Annotated in this window: 14 protein-coding genes; 4 read left to right on the forward strand and 10 right to left on the reverse strand. The window is 62.8% G+C overall.

The genetic code is table 11. The features are described 5' to 3' along the window. Positions 1–606: 606 nt before the first annotated feature. Both CIW53_RS15775 and purB read right to left on the reverse strand, forming a co-directional pair. The gene (locus CIW53_RS15775) at positions 607–852 is read right to left on the reverse strand and encodes a hypothetical protein (RefSeq protein ID WP_149365682.1); all 246 of its coding nucleotides are present in this window, start codon (positions 850–852) and stop codon (positions 607–609) included. A gap of 705 nt (positions 853–1,557) precedes the next feature. Next, entirely contained in the window at positions 1,558–2,925 is a 1,368-nt protein-coding gene (gene purB, locus CIW53_RS15780) for an adenylosuccinate lyase (protein ID WP_149365683.1), read from the reverse strand. 254 nt (positions 2,926–3,179) lie between these two features. Between purB and CIW53_RS15785 the strand changes: the two genes are divergently transcribed. After that, complete coding sequence (locus CIW53_RS15785; RefSeq protein ID WP_149365684.1) at positions 3,180–4,568, forward strand: class II fumarate hydratase; 1,389 nt, start codon at positions 3,180–3,182, stop codon at positions 4,566–4,568. A gap of 367 nt (positions 4,569–4,935) precedes the next feature. On the opposite strand, the gene CIW53_RS15790 is transcribed toward CIW53_RS15785, so the two are convergent. The 7 genes from CIW53_RS15790 to CIW53_RS15820 all read right to left on the reverse strand — a co-directional run bounded on the left by CIW53_RS15790 (position 4,936) and on the right by CIW53_RS15820 (position 10,997). Next, positions 4,936–5,646, reverse strand: coding sequence for a hypothetical protein (locus tag CIW53_RS15790; RefSeq protein ID WP_149365685.1), 711 nt, complete (start codon positions 5,644–5,646; stop codon positions 4,936–4,938). A gap of 29 nt (positions 5,647–5,675) precedes the next feature. Next, positions 5,676–6,656: an ABC-2 transporter permease gene (locus CIW53_RS15795; RefSeq protein WP_149365686.1), complete on the reverse strand. Its 981-nt coding sequence runs from the start codon at positions 6,654–6,656 to the stop codon at positions 5,676–5,678. Further along, positions 6,653–7,510, reverse strand: a complete 858-nt coding sequence (locus CIW53_RS15800; protein WP_149365687.1) for an ABC transporter ATP-binding protein — start codon at positions 7,508–7,510, stop codon at positions 6,653–6,655. The genes CIW53_RS15795 and CIW53_RS15800 overlap by 4 nt, the downstream gene beginning before the upstream one ends. Next, on the reverse strand, positions 7,507–7,881 hold the full coding sequence (locus CIW53_RS15805; protein ID WP_149365688.1) for a GntR family transcriptional regulator: 375 nt from the start codon (positions 7,879–7,881) through the stop codon (positions 7,507–7,509). The genes CIW53_RS15800 and CIW53_RS15805 overlap by 4 nt, the downstream gene beginning before the upstream one ends. A 3-nt stretch (positions 7,882–7,884) precedes the next feature. Further along, on the reverse strand, positions 7,885–8,223 hold the full coding sequence (locus CIW53_RS15810; protein ID WP_149365689.1) for a hypothetical protein: 339 nt from the start codon (positions 8,221–8,223) through the stop codon (positions 7,885–7,887). Between the two features lie 386 nt (positions 8,224–8,609). Continuing rightward, entirely contained in the window at positions 8,610–10,277 is a 1,668-nt protein-coding gene (locus CIW53_RS15815) for an amidohydrolase (protein ID WP_149365690.1), read from the reverse strand. A 135-nt stretch (positions 10,278–10,412) separates the two neighbouring features. Further along, the gene (locus CIW53_RS15820) at positions 10,413–10,997 is read right to left on the reverse strand and encodes an FMN-dependent NADH-azoreductase (RefSeq protein WP_149365691.1); all 585 of its coding nucleotides are present in this window, start codon (positions 10,995–10,997) and stop codon (positions 10,413–10,415) included. Positions 10,998–11,110: 113 nt separating this feature from the next. On the opposite strand from CIW53_RS15820, the gene CIW53_RS15825 reads away from it, so the two are divergent. From CIW53_RS15825 to CIW53_RS15835, 3 genes are all read left to right on the forward strand, one after another. After that, a complete protein-coding gene (locus CIW53_RS15825) occupies positions 11,111–12,085 on the forward strand; it encodes a LysR substrate-binding domain-containing protein (protein ID WP_149365692.1) in 975 nt (324 codons plus the stop codon). Positions 12,086–12,149: 64 nt separating this feature from the next. Beyond that, the gene (locus CIW53_RS15830) at positions 12,150–13,289 is read left to right on the forward strand and encodes a pyridoxal phosphate-dependent aminotransferase (protein WP_149365693.1); all 1,140 of its coding nucleotides are present in this window, start codon (positions 12,150–12,152) and stop codon (positions 13,287–13,289) included. Between the two features lie 2 nt (positions 13,290–13,291). Then, positions 13,292–14,092, forward strand: coding sequence for an amidohydrolase (locus CIW53_RS15835; protein WP_149365694.1), 801 nt, complete (start codon positions 13,292–13,294; stop codon positions 14,090–14,092). Positions 14,093–14,193: 101 nt separating this feature from the next. Here the strand turns inward: CIW53_RS15835 and arsC are convergent, their stop codons facing one another. After that, positions 14,194–14,538, reverse strand: a complete 345-nt coding sequence (gene arsC, locus CIW53_RS15840; RefSeq protein WP_149365695.1) for an arsenate reductase (glutaredoxin) — start codon at positions 14,536–14,538, stop codon at positions 14,194–14,196. Positions 14,539–14,558: the final 20 nt, after the last annotated feature.

Raw genomic sequence — 14,558 nt, forward strand, 5'->3', positions numbered from 1 at the left:
GGCTGACGGGTTAGGCCGACGGCCTCCCGCTTGAACTCGTCGCTGAACTTTCTTCGCTTGGACATGACACTCCTTTTTGACCATGATCGGTCTTCTTAGAAGTGTCCGCGTTAACGGGGTAGAACCCGCTTCAATGTGCGCCCCGGCAGGAGTGTCCCCGCCAAGGTCGAGGCAAAAGTTGTGCCTTGCGAATTGATCGCAAGCGTAGACGGTCACAGTGCCACCTTGGCGCTTCATGGTGAACCACCACTGTTTAGGGTGACCGCCAACCTCAATTGACCAACTCTTTGGCTTAAAGTAGGCGCGCAATGCTCCATCCAATTTTTTTACGCTTAGGCCATCGATGAAAAGAAAAGGACTCGCTATAGGCGGTAGCCCACCGGGATCTGTCGGAATGGGCAGCGGCGTGAGCGCCCGCGGCGGGAGCGGCAGTGGCAGAGGCGGCTTAGTGGAACTTGCTGCGCAGCCCTGAATTAGTCCGAGCAGGCAAAAAGAAATGACAGACAGCGGCTTCATGCGCAACTTGTGAAGAGCCATAGTGCGAGCTTCCCAGAGCTCTAACGCTGGAGTTAAGCGGCGGCGAAGCCGTCCGCCTTGAACGAGTGGTTAGACCTCACCGCGATCGTCGTGCGCCATCTGCGGCGTGTCCTTGCAGATCGCGCAGTGCTGGCCGCGCCTGGCTCGGAAGAACCTTGTGACAGTGAAGATGATCGCGGCCGCCGTACCCCAGATTGCAGCCTGCGGTGCGGAATAGGCCACGCTATGACCTTTCAGTAGCTGAGCGATAAAGATGATCGTGGCGGCGCCCACGAGGACAGTCAGAAAGCGCTTGACCCAAAATCCAATACTCAAGAAATTCTCCAAGTGAGGTCTAACGCTGGAGTTAAGCGGCGCGCGGCTTTTTGCGCGTCCGCTTGGACGATTGGTTAGGCCTGCGAGCCGTTGCCTATGCGAAAAAGCTGGTCGCTAAGCCTGAAAAGATAGCTATGAAGAATACCGTAACGGCGAAATATTGAAAGCGATGGCATCGATCACCGAGGACATTGAGCTGATCATCATTGAGGTCGCGATACTTCCGTTGTGTCACGAAGCGTGCATTTGGCGAAGATACTGAAGGGAACGCCATGGATTGCGGTGCGAACTTGGCCCATATCTTTGGATGCGAGTTCCGAACGTACCGATTCAGCACATACGAGCAGTAGATAGACGCAAAAACGGCGGGAAAGAGGACAAGGATTGAAAGGACGAACACAATGTTGACCAATGTTTCCATGAAGGCCTAACGCTTATTAGACCCCACATCGGGGCATATGCAACGGATGTTCAGCTTTCGACTGCTGCTCGTCAAGAGAGAAATTCTTTGAGGAGATAAGGGTTTGCTGGCAATCGATGCGGATGCGGAGCGATGGGATGCCCTTGGCATATCTCGCAAATCGGGGCGCTATGTCTTATGACATCCAAAGTGAAGAAATAAACCGTATGGTCGGCGCATGGGTGCGCCTTCGCTGCCGGGACGGCAGCGTGTGACGTGGCGTATATGCGGTGAGGCGGCTGCGCTCAGATGTCCTTTGCCAGTGCTTCGGCCAGGCCGGTGTAGCTGCCGGGGGTCAGGTCGAGCAAGCGTTGCTTCGCGTCGGCGGGCAGGTCGAGGGTGGCGATGAATTCGCGCATCGAATCCCTGGTGATGCCGTGGCCGCGGGTCAGTGCCTTGAGCTGTTCGTAGGGTTGCGGGAGTCCGTAGCGGCGCATCACGGTTTGCACGGCTTCGGCCAGCACTTCCCAGCTGGTGTCGAGGTCGGCCGCGATGCGGTCGGCGTTGACGTTGAGTTTGCCGAGGCCTTTCTTCAATGACTCCAGCGCGACGAGGGTGTGGCCGAACGCGGTGCCCAGGGCGCGCAGCACGGTGGAGTCGGTGAGGTCGCGCTGCCAGCGGCTGATCGGCAGTTTTTCGGCGAAGTGGCCGAGCAGGGCGTTGGCGAGGCCGAAATTGCCCTCGGCGTTTTCGAAGTCGATCGGGTTGACCTTGTGCGGCATGGTCGAGGAGCCGACTTCGCCGGCTTTCAGCGTCTGCTTGAAATAGCCCAGCGAGATGTAGCCCCAGATGTCGCGGGCCAGGTCGATCAGGATGGTGTTGGCGCGGCGCACGGCGTCGCAGTATTCGGCGACGTTGTCGTGCGGCTCGATCTGGGTGGTGTAGGCGTTGTAATCCAGATCGAGGCTTTCCACGAAGCGCTGCGAGAAGGCCTGCCAGTCCAGCTCGGGGTAGGTGATGACGTGGGCGTTGTAGTTGCCTACCGCTCCATTGATCTTGCCGGAGATTTCCACCGCCACCAGTTGGTTGCGCTGGCGCTCGATGCGCGCCACCACGTTGGCTATTTCCTTGCCCAGCGTGCTGGGCGAGGCGGTCTGGCCATGGGTGCGCGAGAGCAGCGGCAGTGCGGCGTTGGCGTGTGCGATTTCCCGCAGTGTGCTGGTCACGGTGTCCAGTTGCGGCAACAGCACCTGCTGGCGTGCGTCGCGCAGCATCAGCGCGTAGGACAGGTTGTTGATGTCTTCGCTGGTGCAGGCGAAGTGCACGAATTCCCTGGCTTGCGCCAGGCTGGCGTCGGCGCCGATCTTTTCCTTGATGAAGTACTCGACTGCTTTCACGTCGTGATTGGTGGTCGCTTCGATCGCCTTGATGCGCTCGCCGTCGGCCACGCTGAAGTTGTCCGCGATGGCTTTCAGGGTGGCGATCTGTGCGGTGCCGAACGGCGGCAGCTCGGCGATCTTCGGTTCGGCGGCGAGTGCCAGCAGCCACTCGATTTCGACGTGGACGCGGCGATGCATCAGGCCGAACTCGCTGAAGATCGGGCGCAATGCTTCGACCTTGCCGGCGTAGCGGCCGTCCAGCGGGGACAGGGCGGTCAAGGTGTGGGTGGACATCGGCAGGTTCCGGCGAGGGGAAACCGCCATTTTACATTGACGGCGGGTCCTTGCTGGGCGGCTTATAGTGGTCGGACATACTCGTTCACCCCCGGATCAAGTCCGGGGCAGGTTCTGAGCGTGGCGCCGAGGGCGCGAAATCGAACGGGATATCCAGGGGGCTTCGACTTCGCGCCTTCAGCGCTACGCTCAGCCCGAACGGTTCAAGCAACGCCAAGCAATGCCCTGATCATTCATTCTCGAAGGACTTCCCCATGAACAACTTCCGCATCGAACACGACAGCATGGGCGAGCTGCAGGTGCCGGCCGACGCGCTGTATGGCGCGCAGACCCAGCGCGCGATCGACAATTTCCCGATTTCCGGCTTGCACCTGCCGCGCCCGTTCATCCGCGCGCTGGGGCTGATCAAGGCCGCAGCGGCCGAGGTCAATCTGGCGATGGGCCATCTGAAGAAAGGGCAGGCGGCGGCGATCCGCAAGGCGGCGCTGGCGGTGGCGGATGGCCAGTACGACGCGCAGTTCCCGATCGACATCTTCCAGACCGGTTCGGGCACCAGCACCAACATGAATGCGAACGAGGTGATCGCACATCTGGCGGTGGCCGGCGGTACCAGGGTGCATCCGAACGATCACGTCAACTACGGGCAGAGCTCGAACGATGTGATCCCGACCGCGATCCACGTCAGCGCCACGCTCACTGCGAGCGAGCAGTTGCTGCCGGCGCTGAAGCATTTGAAGAAGGTCATCGACAAGCGCGCCCGTGAATTGAAGAACACTCCGAAGACCGGCCGTACCCATCTGATGGATGCGATGCCGATCACCTTCGGACAGGAGTTGTCGGGCTGGTCGGCGCAGGTTGGTTCCGCCGTCGAGCGCATCGAGGATGCGCTGAAGCGCATGCGTCGGCTGCCGCAGGGCGGTACCGCAGTTGGCACGGGCATCAATGCCGACCCGAAGTTCGGCCCGGCGATGGCGGCGCAGTTGAAGAAGCTGACCGGGGTGAGATTCGAGTCGGCGGAAAATTACTTTGAGGGCATGGCGGCGCAGGATGCTGCCGTCGAGTTGTCCGGCCAGCTGAAGACGCTGGCGGTGGCGTTGATGAAGATCGCCAATGACTTGCGCTGGATGAATTCCGGCCCGCTGGCCGGCCTGGGCGAGATCGAACTGCCGGCGCTGCAGCCGGGTTCGTCGATCATGCCTGGCAAGGTCAATCCGGTGATCCCCGAGGCGGTGGCGATGGTCGCCGCGCAGGTGATCGGCAACGATGCCTCGATCACCATCGCCGGCCAGTCCGGCAACTTCCAGCTCAACGTGATGCTGCCGCTGATCGCGCACAACTTGCTGCAGTCGATCGAGATATTGAGCAACGTCAGCGTGCTGCTGGCCGACAAATCCATCGCCGGTTTCAAGGTCAACAAGGCACGGGTCGAGCAGGCGCTGGCGATGAATCCGATCCTGGTCACCGCGCTGAATCCGGTGATCGGCTACGAGAAGGGCGCGGCTACCGCCAAGCAGGCGTACAAGCAGCATCGGCCGATCATGGAGGTGGCGCTGGAGACCACCGGGTTGTCCCGGGACGCACTGAAGAAGCTGCTCGACCCGCTGGCGCTGACCCGCGGCGGCATCCACGGCGAGGGTAAATAGCCACGCTTGCCGCCTGAGGGAAGAAGTGGCCCGCATCGTGGGGCCACTTCCGTGGGCGAACGTCGTCCGGTCGATCAGCGGCAGGCAGTGTGGCCCGTGCGTTATCGTATACGCGCATCTGGATGACCAATCTGCCGTGGTCGGGATGCGGTGCGCTGAGCCCAGGTTGTCACCGGCGACCACAACTGTGGATGGATCCTGGAGTGGGTTGCATGGGTTGGCGACGCATGCGCCAGTGACGTCACGAAAGCCGGTGCTGGCAGGACGCTGACAATGGGCGCATGAGCATTCTTGCAAGCACGACGAGGTCGAGATGGCTTCGTGGAGCGGGTAGTGAAGCAGAAGACGTTGACCAGGGCATCGATTTTCAGTCAGAGAACACGGCGAAGCCTTTCTTGCCGTTCTTGTCCTTCATGTCCTTGCCGCAGTCGTCTACGTCCTGCTGGGACATCGTGGCATAGGGCTTGAACGCGGGTAACGCGGCGGCGAGCTTTTGCTGCGAGACCAGCACGTCCGGCAGGCGCTTGCACAGGAGCAGGGCGGCAGCCTGGATCTGGTCGGTCTGCGGCTTGATGCTCGCCTCGATCTCCTTGCCGCTCTTGCCGGTGAACGCACCCAGGATCGCCTGCTTCGCCGCGCTCACGCCGATGTCCGCGCCCTGCGCGCCGATGTCCATGCCGGCCTCGGCGATGCCGATGAGTTGCTCGCGGTAATTCACCACCATGGCGTGCTGCTCCGGCGTGGCGTCGACCGGTTTACCGGCGATCAACAGCGCGCCCTGGGGGGTGATCACCGCCTTGGGGAGCGAGCCGTCGTGCGGGTGCGGCCCGTTGCCGATGTGGATATCGCCCAGGCTGATGTCCTTGGTGACCAGCTCTTTCTTGGCCTGTTCGATGCCCTTGCGAACCTGCGCGCCGATCATGGAGGAAGACGTCTGTTCGCGGACGTCCTTCGCCGCCTGGGTCATGTCGCTGGTGGCATCCGATGGGGCAGCGCCCTGGCCGGACTGGTTGCAGGCAGCCAACGGCAGCACCAGAGCCGATGCAAGAACGCCAATGGCTATCATGTGGGTTTTCATGGTTTCTCTCCTTGCGATTCGTTCGAATGTCAGCTGTCATCACGCCAGCGGCGGAACCAGATGGCACCGGCCAATAGCCCCAGTCCTACCAGCACGCCGATCCACAGGTCGGGCGATGCCAGAAGCTGGTAGGTGTTGCCGAGATTCAGGAAGTCCATGTCCGGATTGCCGCCGATGTGGGCGATGCGAGCGTTGTCCATACCGAACATGCTGCCAGTGCCGGGGAAGGTGCTGAACAAGCCGCGCTGCACGATGTTCCTCCAGAACCATGTGGTCGGCAGGTCGAACAAGCCCATGATGCCGAACCAGCTGATCACCAGGCCGCTTGCCACCGGCAGCGCCACTGCCCACAGGAAGGGCTTGTTGCGCGCCCAGGCCGAGCACAGCAGCAGCCAGCCGACCGACGGCAGTGCCCACAATACGTACAGCGGGATGTAGCCGATCAGGTTGAACATGACGCGGAAGGGATGAGCCAGTACCAGCAACTGCCACACATTCACGCCATGGAAAGACAGGGTGATGGCCAGGATCAGCAACTGCAGCATGCCGACGACGATACCGACGACCACGGCGATGATCGGTGCAAGCACGGAGGCACTGATCACTTTCGACAGCACGGTGCTGGCGTCGGAAACCGGCAGTGATTTCCAGAACAGGATGCTGCGGTCGCGGCGGTCATCGTAGAGCGCGCCGAGGCAGTAGAAGAACACCACGAAACCAAGTACCACGGCGAGCAGGCCCATGGCCGAGTACATCGCGATATCCAGGGCGAATCCAACCTTGCTCAGGTCGCCGGCGTCCATGTCGGCAATCACGTGTTGCAGGCCGCCGCTGGCGCCGAAACGGATGCCATGGCTGGCACCGAGGACTTCGGCGGTGATGATGCCCATGATGTTCAGCAGCAGGAAAATGCCGCCAGTGATGACGGGCGCCCAGAAGAAGCCGCCCCGGTGCTCCCATAATTCGCGCTTCACAAGCCAGTACATGTTTTTCGAGGTCCGGGTGTTCATGCGTAGGTTCCCTTCATGGTGGCGACGAACAGGTCGCTGACGGAAGGTCGCCGGATTTCGCCCAGCTGCTCCAGCGTCGCGCGGTTCGCACCGTCAAACAGAAAAATGCTCTTGCCGAAGACCTGGCGCTCGTCCAGCGGCTTCAGCGCGCGGGCGGCATCGGCCTTGTCGGCATTCACCATCACCTCGACGAAGCGGTCGCCCACTGCGTCCATGTCTGCATCCAGCACGATCTTGCCGTCGCGGATGAACATCAGGTCGGTGAGGATGTGCTCGACTTCCTCCACTTGATGCGTGGTGACGATGATCGTCTTGTTCTCGTCGAAGTAGTCTTCCAGCAGGTTCTGGTAGAACTGTTTCCGGTACAGGATATCCAGGCCCAGAGTCGGCTCGTCGAGGATCAGCAGCCTGGCGTCGATCGCCATCACCAGTGCCAGGTGCAACTGCACGATCATGCCCTTGGACATCTGGCGTACACGCTGGTTGGGCTGCAGTTTGGTGCGGGCCAGAAACGCTTCGCACTTGGCGCGGTCGAAACGCGGATGCACGTTGGCGACGAAGTCGACCACCTCACGCACGCGGATCCAGCGAGGCAGCACCGCCACGTCGGCGATGAAGCAGACCTCGCCCATCAGCTTGTCGCGCTGCTTGCGCGGGTCGAAGCCCAGCACGTTCAGCTGGCCGGTGAAATCGGTGAGGCCGAGGATCGCCTTCAGTGCGGTGGTCTTGCCGGCACCGTTGGGGCCGATCAGACCCACGATGCAGCCGGGTTCGATCTGGAAGTTGACGTTGTCCAGCGCCAGCGTCGACTTGTACCGCTTGCTCAGGCCGCTGGCCGTGATCACCGCGCTCATGATTGTTTCTCCTTGTCGGACTGGGCTTCGCGCAGCAGTGTTTTCAGGTCCAGCCCCAGCCGCTGCAGTCGCGCGAACAGCAGCGGCCATTCTTCGCGCAGAAACCGCTCGCGCTCGGATTTCAGCAGCGCTTCGCGAGCGCCCTCGATGACAAACATGCCCAGACCCCTCCGTTTCTCAACCAGTTGTTCGTCGACCAGTTCCTGGTATGCCTTCGAGACGGTCAGCGGGTTGATCTGAAAATCCGCGGCCACCTGGCGTACCGACGGCAGCGGGTCGCCCTCGTTCAAGGCGCCGTCCAGGATCATCGCCACCACACGCTGGTGCAGTTGGCGATAGATCGGGACGCTGTCGTTCCAGGTAATGGTCATGTTTTATTCCTTGCTGATGCGGCCGAACTTGTTGCCAAACGAATAGTAGGGCATGGCCAGTTGCGACCCGAGCAGGCTGAACTGCGCTGCGTCGCTGGTGCCGCCGGAGCGGTCCGTCTCCGAAACCATGGCGAGGCTGGTCGTCCCGTCACGGGTCATCAGTGCCACGCTGCGCAGTTCGTCGGCGCTGGGACGGACTTGAATGGGGGCCAGGTTGATGACCTTGCGGCCATTGATTTCGCTGGCGGGTGTGTTGCGGCTGTCCACGTGAGTCACGGCACCCAGGCTGGCGACGGTGAGCAGGGCGGCGGCGACACTGGCGATCAGGTTTGGCGTTTTCATGGCAGGCCTCCTTAGTGACCTCGTTAAGTGGTGTTGTAGTGAACTATAACACCGTCTTCGAAGTCGTCAAGAGCCGGGATGCAAATTCGCAACATGACTGATGGCCTATGTCGATTCGAGGGTTGATGCCGAGGGGGCGGCCCTGCGCTCAGGATGAATGAACGGGGAACGGGAACGGGGAACGGGGAAAGCAGAGAGCAGAAAGCGGAAAGCGGAAAGCGGAAAGCGGAAAGCACAGAAGCGTACTTTTGCCGTTCGCCCTGAGCGCAGCGAAGCGAAGTCGAAGGGCGGCGCGCCGCGATGCCGCCTCATCGAAACGACTGCACGTCACGCATGAAAACAAAAGCCGGCTGCAAGCCGGCTCATGTTCCATGTCGGTTGTTCGATCAATCCCTGGCGGCGTACACCTGCCTGCCGCCCACCCAGGTCTGCAGCACCTTGGTGTTCCAGATCTTGCTGGCGGGATCCTTGATGACATCGTGATCGATCAGGATGAAGTCGGCCCATTTGCCGGGCTCCAGCGTGCCCAGGGTTTTCTCCGAGTGTCCCGCGTAGGCCGCGTCGAGGGTGAACGCGCGGAGTGCTTCTGTCAGCGTCATGTCCTGGTCGGGATACCAGCCGCCGGGCGGTTGGCCCTGGTGATCTTCGCGGGTCACGGCGGAATACAGGCCGAAGAACGGGTTGGGCGATTCCACCGGAAAGTCCGAGCCACCCGCGACGACCGTGCCCTGTTTCAGGAAACGCCGCCACGCATATGCCCCGGCGATGCGCTGATGGCCGATGCGGTCCTCGGCCATGTTCATGTCGGAGGTGGCGTGGGTGGGTTGCATCGAGGCGATCAGGTGCAGCGGCACGAAGCGGGGGATGTCCTGCAGCGAAACGATCTGCGCGTGTTCGACGCGGTTGCGCAGCTTGATGCCTTCCGGATGGATCTTGTACGCCGCGGCGTAGGCGTCCAGTACCTCGCGGTTGGCGGCATCGCCGATGGCATGGATGCCGACCTGATAGCCCTTGCCGAGCGCCTTGCTGATCTGCGCCGTCAGGTCCGCGGGCTTGTGGAACAGCAGGCCGCTGTTGTGCGGATCGTCGGAGTAGGGCTTGAGCATCGCCGCGCCGCGGCTGCCCAGCGCGCCGTCGGCGTAGAGCTTGACCGCGCGCACGGTAAGGAAATCGTTGCCGTAGCCGATCAGCGGGCCATCCTTGCTGATTTCGTCGAAATCATCGCCGGTACCGTGGATCAGCGCGTAGATGCGCGTCGTCAGCTTGTGCGCGTCGGCATATTGCCGGTAGAGCTTGTAGGTAGACAGGCTTATACCGGGATCGTCGACGCCGGTGAGGCCGACGCTGGCCAGCTCGGCCAGCGCGGAATCCAGCGCGGTAGCGGCTTCCTGCGGGGTGGGCGCGGGCATCTTGCTGTTCACCATATCCATGGCGCCGTCGATGAACACGCCAGCCGGATTGCCATCGGCGTCGCGATCGATGCGGCCTTCACGGGTGTCCTTGGTAGCCTTGGTAGCGCCGGACAGTCGGATCGCCGCGGTGTTGGCCCAGCCGGCGTGGCCGTCGACGCGGGACATCCATACGGGACGATCGGCGACCACGCTGTCCAGTTCCTTCGCGGTGGGAAAGCGGCCGAGCTTCCAGATCACCTGGTTCCAGCCATTGCCGACGATCCATTTCGCATCGGGATGCGCCTTGGCATAGGCCTTGATTCGTGCCAGCGCTTCATCCAGCGATGTGGTGCCGGTGAGGTCGACGCTGTTCAGTGCATAACCCAGGTCCATGATGTGGCCGTGGGCATCGATCAGGCCGGGCAGCATGGTTTTGCCGTGGCCGTCGAGCACCTTGGCGCCGTCGGCACGTTTGGCCAGATCGGCGCTGTCGCCCGTAGCCACCACCTTGCCCTGGTCCACCAGCAAAGCCTGGAAATGCTGCAATTTGCCGTGGCTGTCCAGGGTATAGCCGTTGACGTTGTCGACCAGCAGGTCGGCGGCCTGCACGGCCGGCGCCAGTGCCAGCAGGGCGAGCAACGATAGACGCAGCGAGCGATTCATGCGCGGATTCCGGGTGACGGGGCGAATCCGCAGTGTGTCGGCCCTCGCGCATTTTTTCCACCGTGGGGCCACGATCAGGCGGCGGGGCCTGAATGCCCACCTCGGGGAGGTGGGCATTCGGCCGGGCTGGCGGGATCAGGCGGCTTGGGCGACCAGTGTTCCTATGCTGCGGCGTGCCGATTCCAGCGCCGCCGCCTTTTGCTCATCGCCGACGGCAATGCCTTCGGCGCGCACGAACTCGATGTCGCTGATGCCGATGAAACCGAGTGCGGCACGCAGATAGGGCTCCTGGAAGTCCATCGCGGCGGCGGCGGTGTCCTTGCCGTAAAAGCCGCCGCGGCTGGAGGCGATGATCACTCGCTTGCCACCGGCCAGGCCTTCGGGGCCGTTGGCGGTATAGCGGAAAGTCTTGCCGGCGACCAGGATGCGATCGAGCCAGGCCTTCAGCGAGCTGGAAATGGCGAAGTTGTACATCGGTGCGCCAATCACGATCACATCGGCGGCAAGGAACTCCTCCAGCATCTCGGTACCCAGCGCGACGGCGGGGTCGCTGGCATCGGCGACCGGACTCCAGTGCGGCAGCGGCTGCGCGGCCAGGTCGTGGTAGCGGATCGCGAGGTCGGGCGTGGCGCGTTTCAGCTCGGCTACGATGTCGGCGGTCAACTGGCGTGAAACCGAGTAGCCACCCAGCGCGCTGGAGTCGATGTGCAAGAGTTTCATGGTGGAATTCCTGGTTGAGCCGGCTTGCCGGCGATGCAAATCAGGATATATTCGGAACAATCTCGCGATAAGATGGGTATTTGCGGACTTATCGTTCCTTGGCGGAAACAATCATGACGATATTGAGCGGTGCGTTGCAGGACCTCAATGACCTGTACTTTTTTGCTGCGGTAGTCGAGCACGGCGGTTTTTCCGCGGCCGGCCGTGCGCTGGGCGTGCCGAAGTCGCGCTTGAGCAAGCGGGTGGCGCAACTGGAGGAGCGGCTCGGAGTGCGCCTGCTGCAGCGGACCACGCGGCGATTCGTGGTGACCGAGGTCGGCGAGCGCTTCTACGCGCATTGCCGTGCCGTGCTGGAAGAGGCGCAAGCGGCGCAGGACGCGGTGGACGAATTGCGTGCCGAGCCGCGCGGCGTGGTGCGCCTGAGTTGTCCCGTGTCGCTGGCACAGACGGTGCTGGCGCATCTGCTGCCGGACTTCCTGGCGCTATATCCGAAAATGCAGGTGCGACTGTTGTCCAGCGACCGCCGTGTGGACGTGATCGGCGAGGGCTACGATCTGGCGATTCGCGTGCGCAACAAGCTGGATACCGATGCAAATCTGGTGGTCAGGGGCTTCGGCCATTCGCGCACCAAGCTGGTGGCCAGTCCGACGCTGTTGAAGATCCATGGCCGACCGACCCTGCCAGATGAACTGGCAAAGCTGCCTGCCTTGTCGATGCGCGAGCACGAAGGTGCGCAGACGTGGGAACTGATCGATGCGGACGGCACCCAGGTCAACGTGGAAGTGCAGGCGCGCCTGATCACCGGTGACTTCGCCGTGTTGCTGGAAGCCGCCCGCCGTGGCATGGGCGTGGCGTTGCTGCCGGAGTTCGTCTGCGCACCGGCGATCACCGCCGGCGACCTTGAAGTGGTGCTGCCGGACTGGAGCATGCCCGAAGGCACCATGCACTTCGTCTACCCCAGCCGGCGCGGGATGCTGCCCGGCGTGCGGGCACTGGTCGATTTCCTGGCCGAACGGCTGCCGGCCACCACCTTGCTGAAGCACGAGCAATGCAAGCGGCGTCCGCTGGAAGCGCTGCCGAAATCCTGATGCGCGCAACCGCGTCGATGCGCTACGCTTGACCCTTTATGGACATCCATACGGCCGAATGACAATGATCGAAACCAAGCTCCCGAAAGTCGGCACCACCATCTTCAGCGTGATGAGCCAGCTGGCGCTGCAGCACAAGGCGGTAAACCTGGGCCAGGGCTTTCCAGACTTCGAGCCACCGCAGGGGCTGCGTGATGCGTTGACGCGTGCGATGAACGAAGGCCGCAACCAGTACGCGCCGATGCACGGCACGGCAGCCCTGCGCGAGCAGATCGTGTCGAAGGTCGCACAACTGTACGGTCGAAAGCTCGATGTCGACACCGATATCACGGTCACTTCCGGCGCCACGGAAGCGATCTTCGCGGCGATCGCCGCGACGGTGCGCGCGGGCGAGGAAGTGATCGTGTTCGATCCGGCCTACGACTGCTACGAGCCGGCGATCGAGCTGCAGGGTGCGCGCGCGGTGCATATCCCGCTGACCGTGCCGGCGTTCTCGATCGACTGGCAGCGCGTGCGCGACGCGGTAACGCCGAAGACGCGGATGATCCTGATCAACAGTCCGCACAATCCTTCCGGTGCGGTGTTGTCCTCGGCCGACCTGGAGGAACTGGCGGCAATCGTGCGCGATACCGGCATCGTGGTGTTGTCGGACGAGGTGTACGAGCACATCGTGTACGACGGCCGGCACGAGAGCGTATTGCGCCATCCCGAGTTGGCCGAGCGCAGCATCGTGATCTCCTCGTTCGGCAAGACCTATCACTGCACCGGCTGGAAAGTCGGTTACGCGGTGGCACCGGCCGCGCTGTCGGCCGAGTTCCGCAAGGTGCACCAGTACCTCACGTTCTGCACGTTCCATCCGGCGCAGGTGGCGTTCGGCGAATTCATGGCCAGCAACCCCGAGCACTACCTGGAGTTGCCGGCCTTCTACCAGGCCAAGCGCGATCGCTTCCGCGCCTTGCTGGCCCCATCGCGCTTCAAGCTGCTCGACGTGCCGGGCGGTTATTTCCAGTTGGTCGACTATTCGGCGATCCGCGACGAGGACGACCTGGCTTTCAGTCGGTGGCTGGTGGAGCAGGGTGGCGTGGCGGCGATTCCGCTGACGCCGTTCTACGAACGTGCCCCGGGTACGCGATTGCTGCGACTGTGCTTCGCCAAGAGCGACGCCACCATGGATGCGGCGGCGGAGCGGCTATGTCGGCTGTGATCATGCAAGCCATAAAGGTTTCGCTGGTGCAGGGCGCGACCCGCTGGCACGACGCGCCGGCCAATCGCGACTACTACGGCGCACTGGTGCGACAGGCGAAAGGCAGCGATCTGATCGTGCTGCCCGAGACGTTCCTGTCCGGCTTCAGCAACGACACCCGTGCCAGCGCCGACACGATGGACGGCGAGGGCGTGGCCTGGTTGCGCGCGCTGGCGATCGAGGTGGGCGCGGTGATCTGCGGCAGCCTGGCGATCCGCGAGAACGACATCGTCTACAACCGCCTGCTGTGGATGCGGCCGGACGGCAGCTTCGAGCAGTACGACAAGCGCCACCTGTTCCGCATGGCCGGCGAGCACACCCGCTACGGCGGCGGCGACCGGCGCCTGATCGTGGAGCTCAAGGGCTGGCGCATCCTGCCGCAGGTCTGCTACGACCTGCGCTTCCCGGTGTGGCTGCGCAACCGCCGGCTCGAGTCTGCGACGGGGGGCATGGACTACGACCTGGCGCTGTTCGTCGCCAACTGGCCGGCACCGCGCAGGCAGCCGTGGCGCACGCTGTTGCGCGCGCGGGCGATCGAGAACCTTGGTTACGTGGTCGGCGTGAATCGGGTAGGCGTGGACGGCAACGAGATTCCGTATGCCGGCGACAGCGCGATAATCGATCCGGTCGGCGAGCCGCTGGTGGAACTGGGCGCACAGGAACAGGTGGTGACGATCACGCTCGATCCCGCGCCGCTGCTGGCGCATCGCGAACGTTTCCCGGCGTGGATGGATGCCGACGCGTTCTCGCTTGATGCGGGCTGATCCCAACGACGGCGTGCAGGAGCCCGCTCGCGGGCGATGCCCCTGATCCGGGGTTTCACAGAAAGAGCATCGCCCGCGAGCGGGCTCCTACGAGTTCGGGGCTAGAGTATCGCCAGCACCGCTTCCGATGGCCGGCCGAGCGCTGCCTTGCCGTTGGCGACCACGATCGGTCGCTCGATCAGTTTCGGGTGCGCCACCATCGCGGCGATCAACGCCGCATCGTCGAGTGCGGGATCGTCCAGTCCGAGTGACCGGTATTCCGTTTCGCCGGTGCGCAACAACTCGCGTGGCGTCATGCCCAATTGCTTTAGCAGCACGGCCAGTTCGTCCGCGCTCGGCGGGTTGTCGAGGTAGTCGATCACCTCGACCTTGCCGCCATGCTCCTCCAGCAACGCCAACGTGGCGCGCGATTTGGAGCATCGGTTGTTGTGATAGATGCGCACCATCGGTCAGTTGCCTCGATTCG

It is taken from the genome of Rhodanobacter sp. T12-5, assembly GCF_008329435.1.
In the GTDB taxonomy this organism is placed as follows: Bacteria; Pseudomonadota; Gammaproteobacteria; order Xanthomonadales; family Rhodanobacteraceae; genus Rhodanobacter.

Bases quoted from the DNA above. Each gene is read 5' to 3' on its own strand.
- CIW53_RS15805 (WP_149365688.1), bottom strand. From the start codon at position 7,881: ATGACCATTACCTGGAACGACAGCGTCCCGATCTATCGCCAACTGCAC.
- CIW53_RS15810 (WP_149365689.1), bottom strand. From the start codon at position 8,223: ATGAAAACGCCAAACCTGATCGCCAGTGTCGCCGCCGCCCTGCTCACC.
- CIW53_RS15825 (WP_149365692.1), top strand. From the start codon at position 11,111: ATGACGATATTGAGCGGTGCGTTGCAGGACCTCAATGACCTGTACTTT.
- CIW53_RS15835 (WP_149365694.1), top strand. From the start codon at position 13,292: ATGCAAGCCATAAAGGTTTCGCTGGTGCAGGGCGCGACCCGCTGGCAC.
- purB (WP_149365683.1), bottom strand. From the start codon at position 2,925: ATGTCCACCCACACCTTGACCGCCCTGTCCCCGCTGGACGGCCGCTAC.
- CIW53_RS15820 (WP_149365691.1), bottom strand. From the start codon at position 10,997: ATGAAACTCTTGCACATCGACTCCAGCGCGCTGGGTGGCTACTCGGTT.
- CIW53_RS15815 (WP_149365690.1), bottom strand. From the start codon at position 10,277: ATGAATCGCTCGCTGCGTCTATCGTTGCTCGCCCTGCTGGCACTGGCG.
- CIW53_RS15795 (WP_149365686.1), bottom strand. From the start codon at position 6,656: ATGAACACCCGGACCTCGAAAAACATGTACTGGCTTGTGAAGCGCGAA.
- CIW53_RS15830 (WP_149365693.1), top strand. From the start codon at position 12,150: ATGATCGAAACCAAGCTCCCGAAAGTCGGCACCACCATCTTCAGCGTG.
- CIW53_RS15800 (WP_149365687.1), bottom strand. From the start codon at position 7,510: ATGAGCGCGGTGATCACGGCCAGCGGCCTGAGCAAGCGGTACAAGTCG.
- CIW53_RS15790 (WP_149365685.1), bottom strand. From the start codon at position 5,646: ATGAAAACCCACATGATAGCCATTGGCGTTCTTGCATCGGCTCTGGTG.
- arsC (WP_149365695.1), bottom strand. From the start codon at position 14,538: ATGGTGCGCATCTATCACAACAACCGATGCTCCAAATCGCGCGCCACG.
- CIW53_RS15785 (WP_149365684.1), top strand. From the start codon at position 3,180: ATGAACAACTTCCGCATCGAACACGACAGCATGGGCGAGCTGCAGGTG.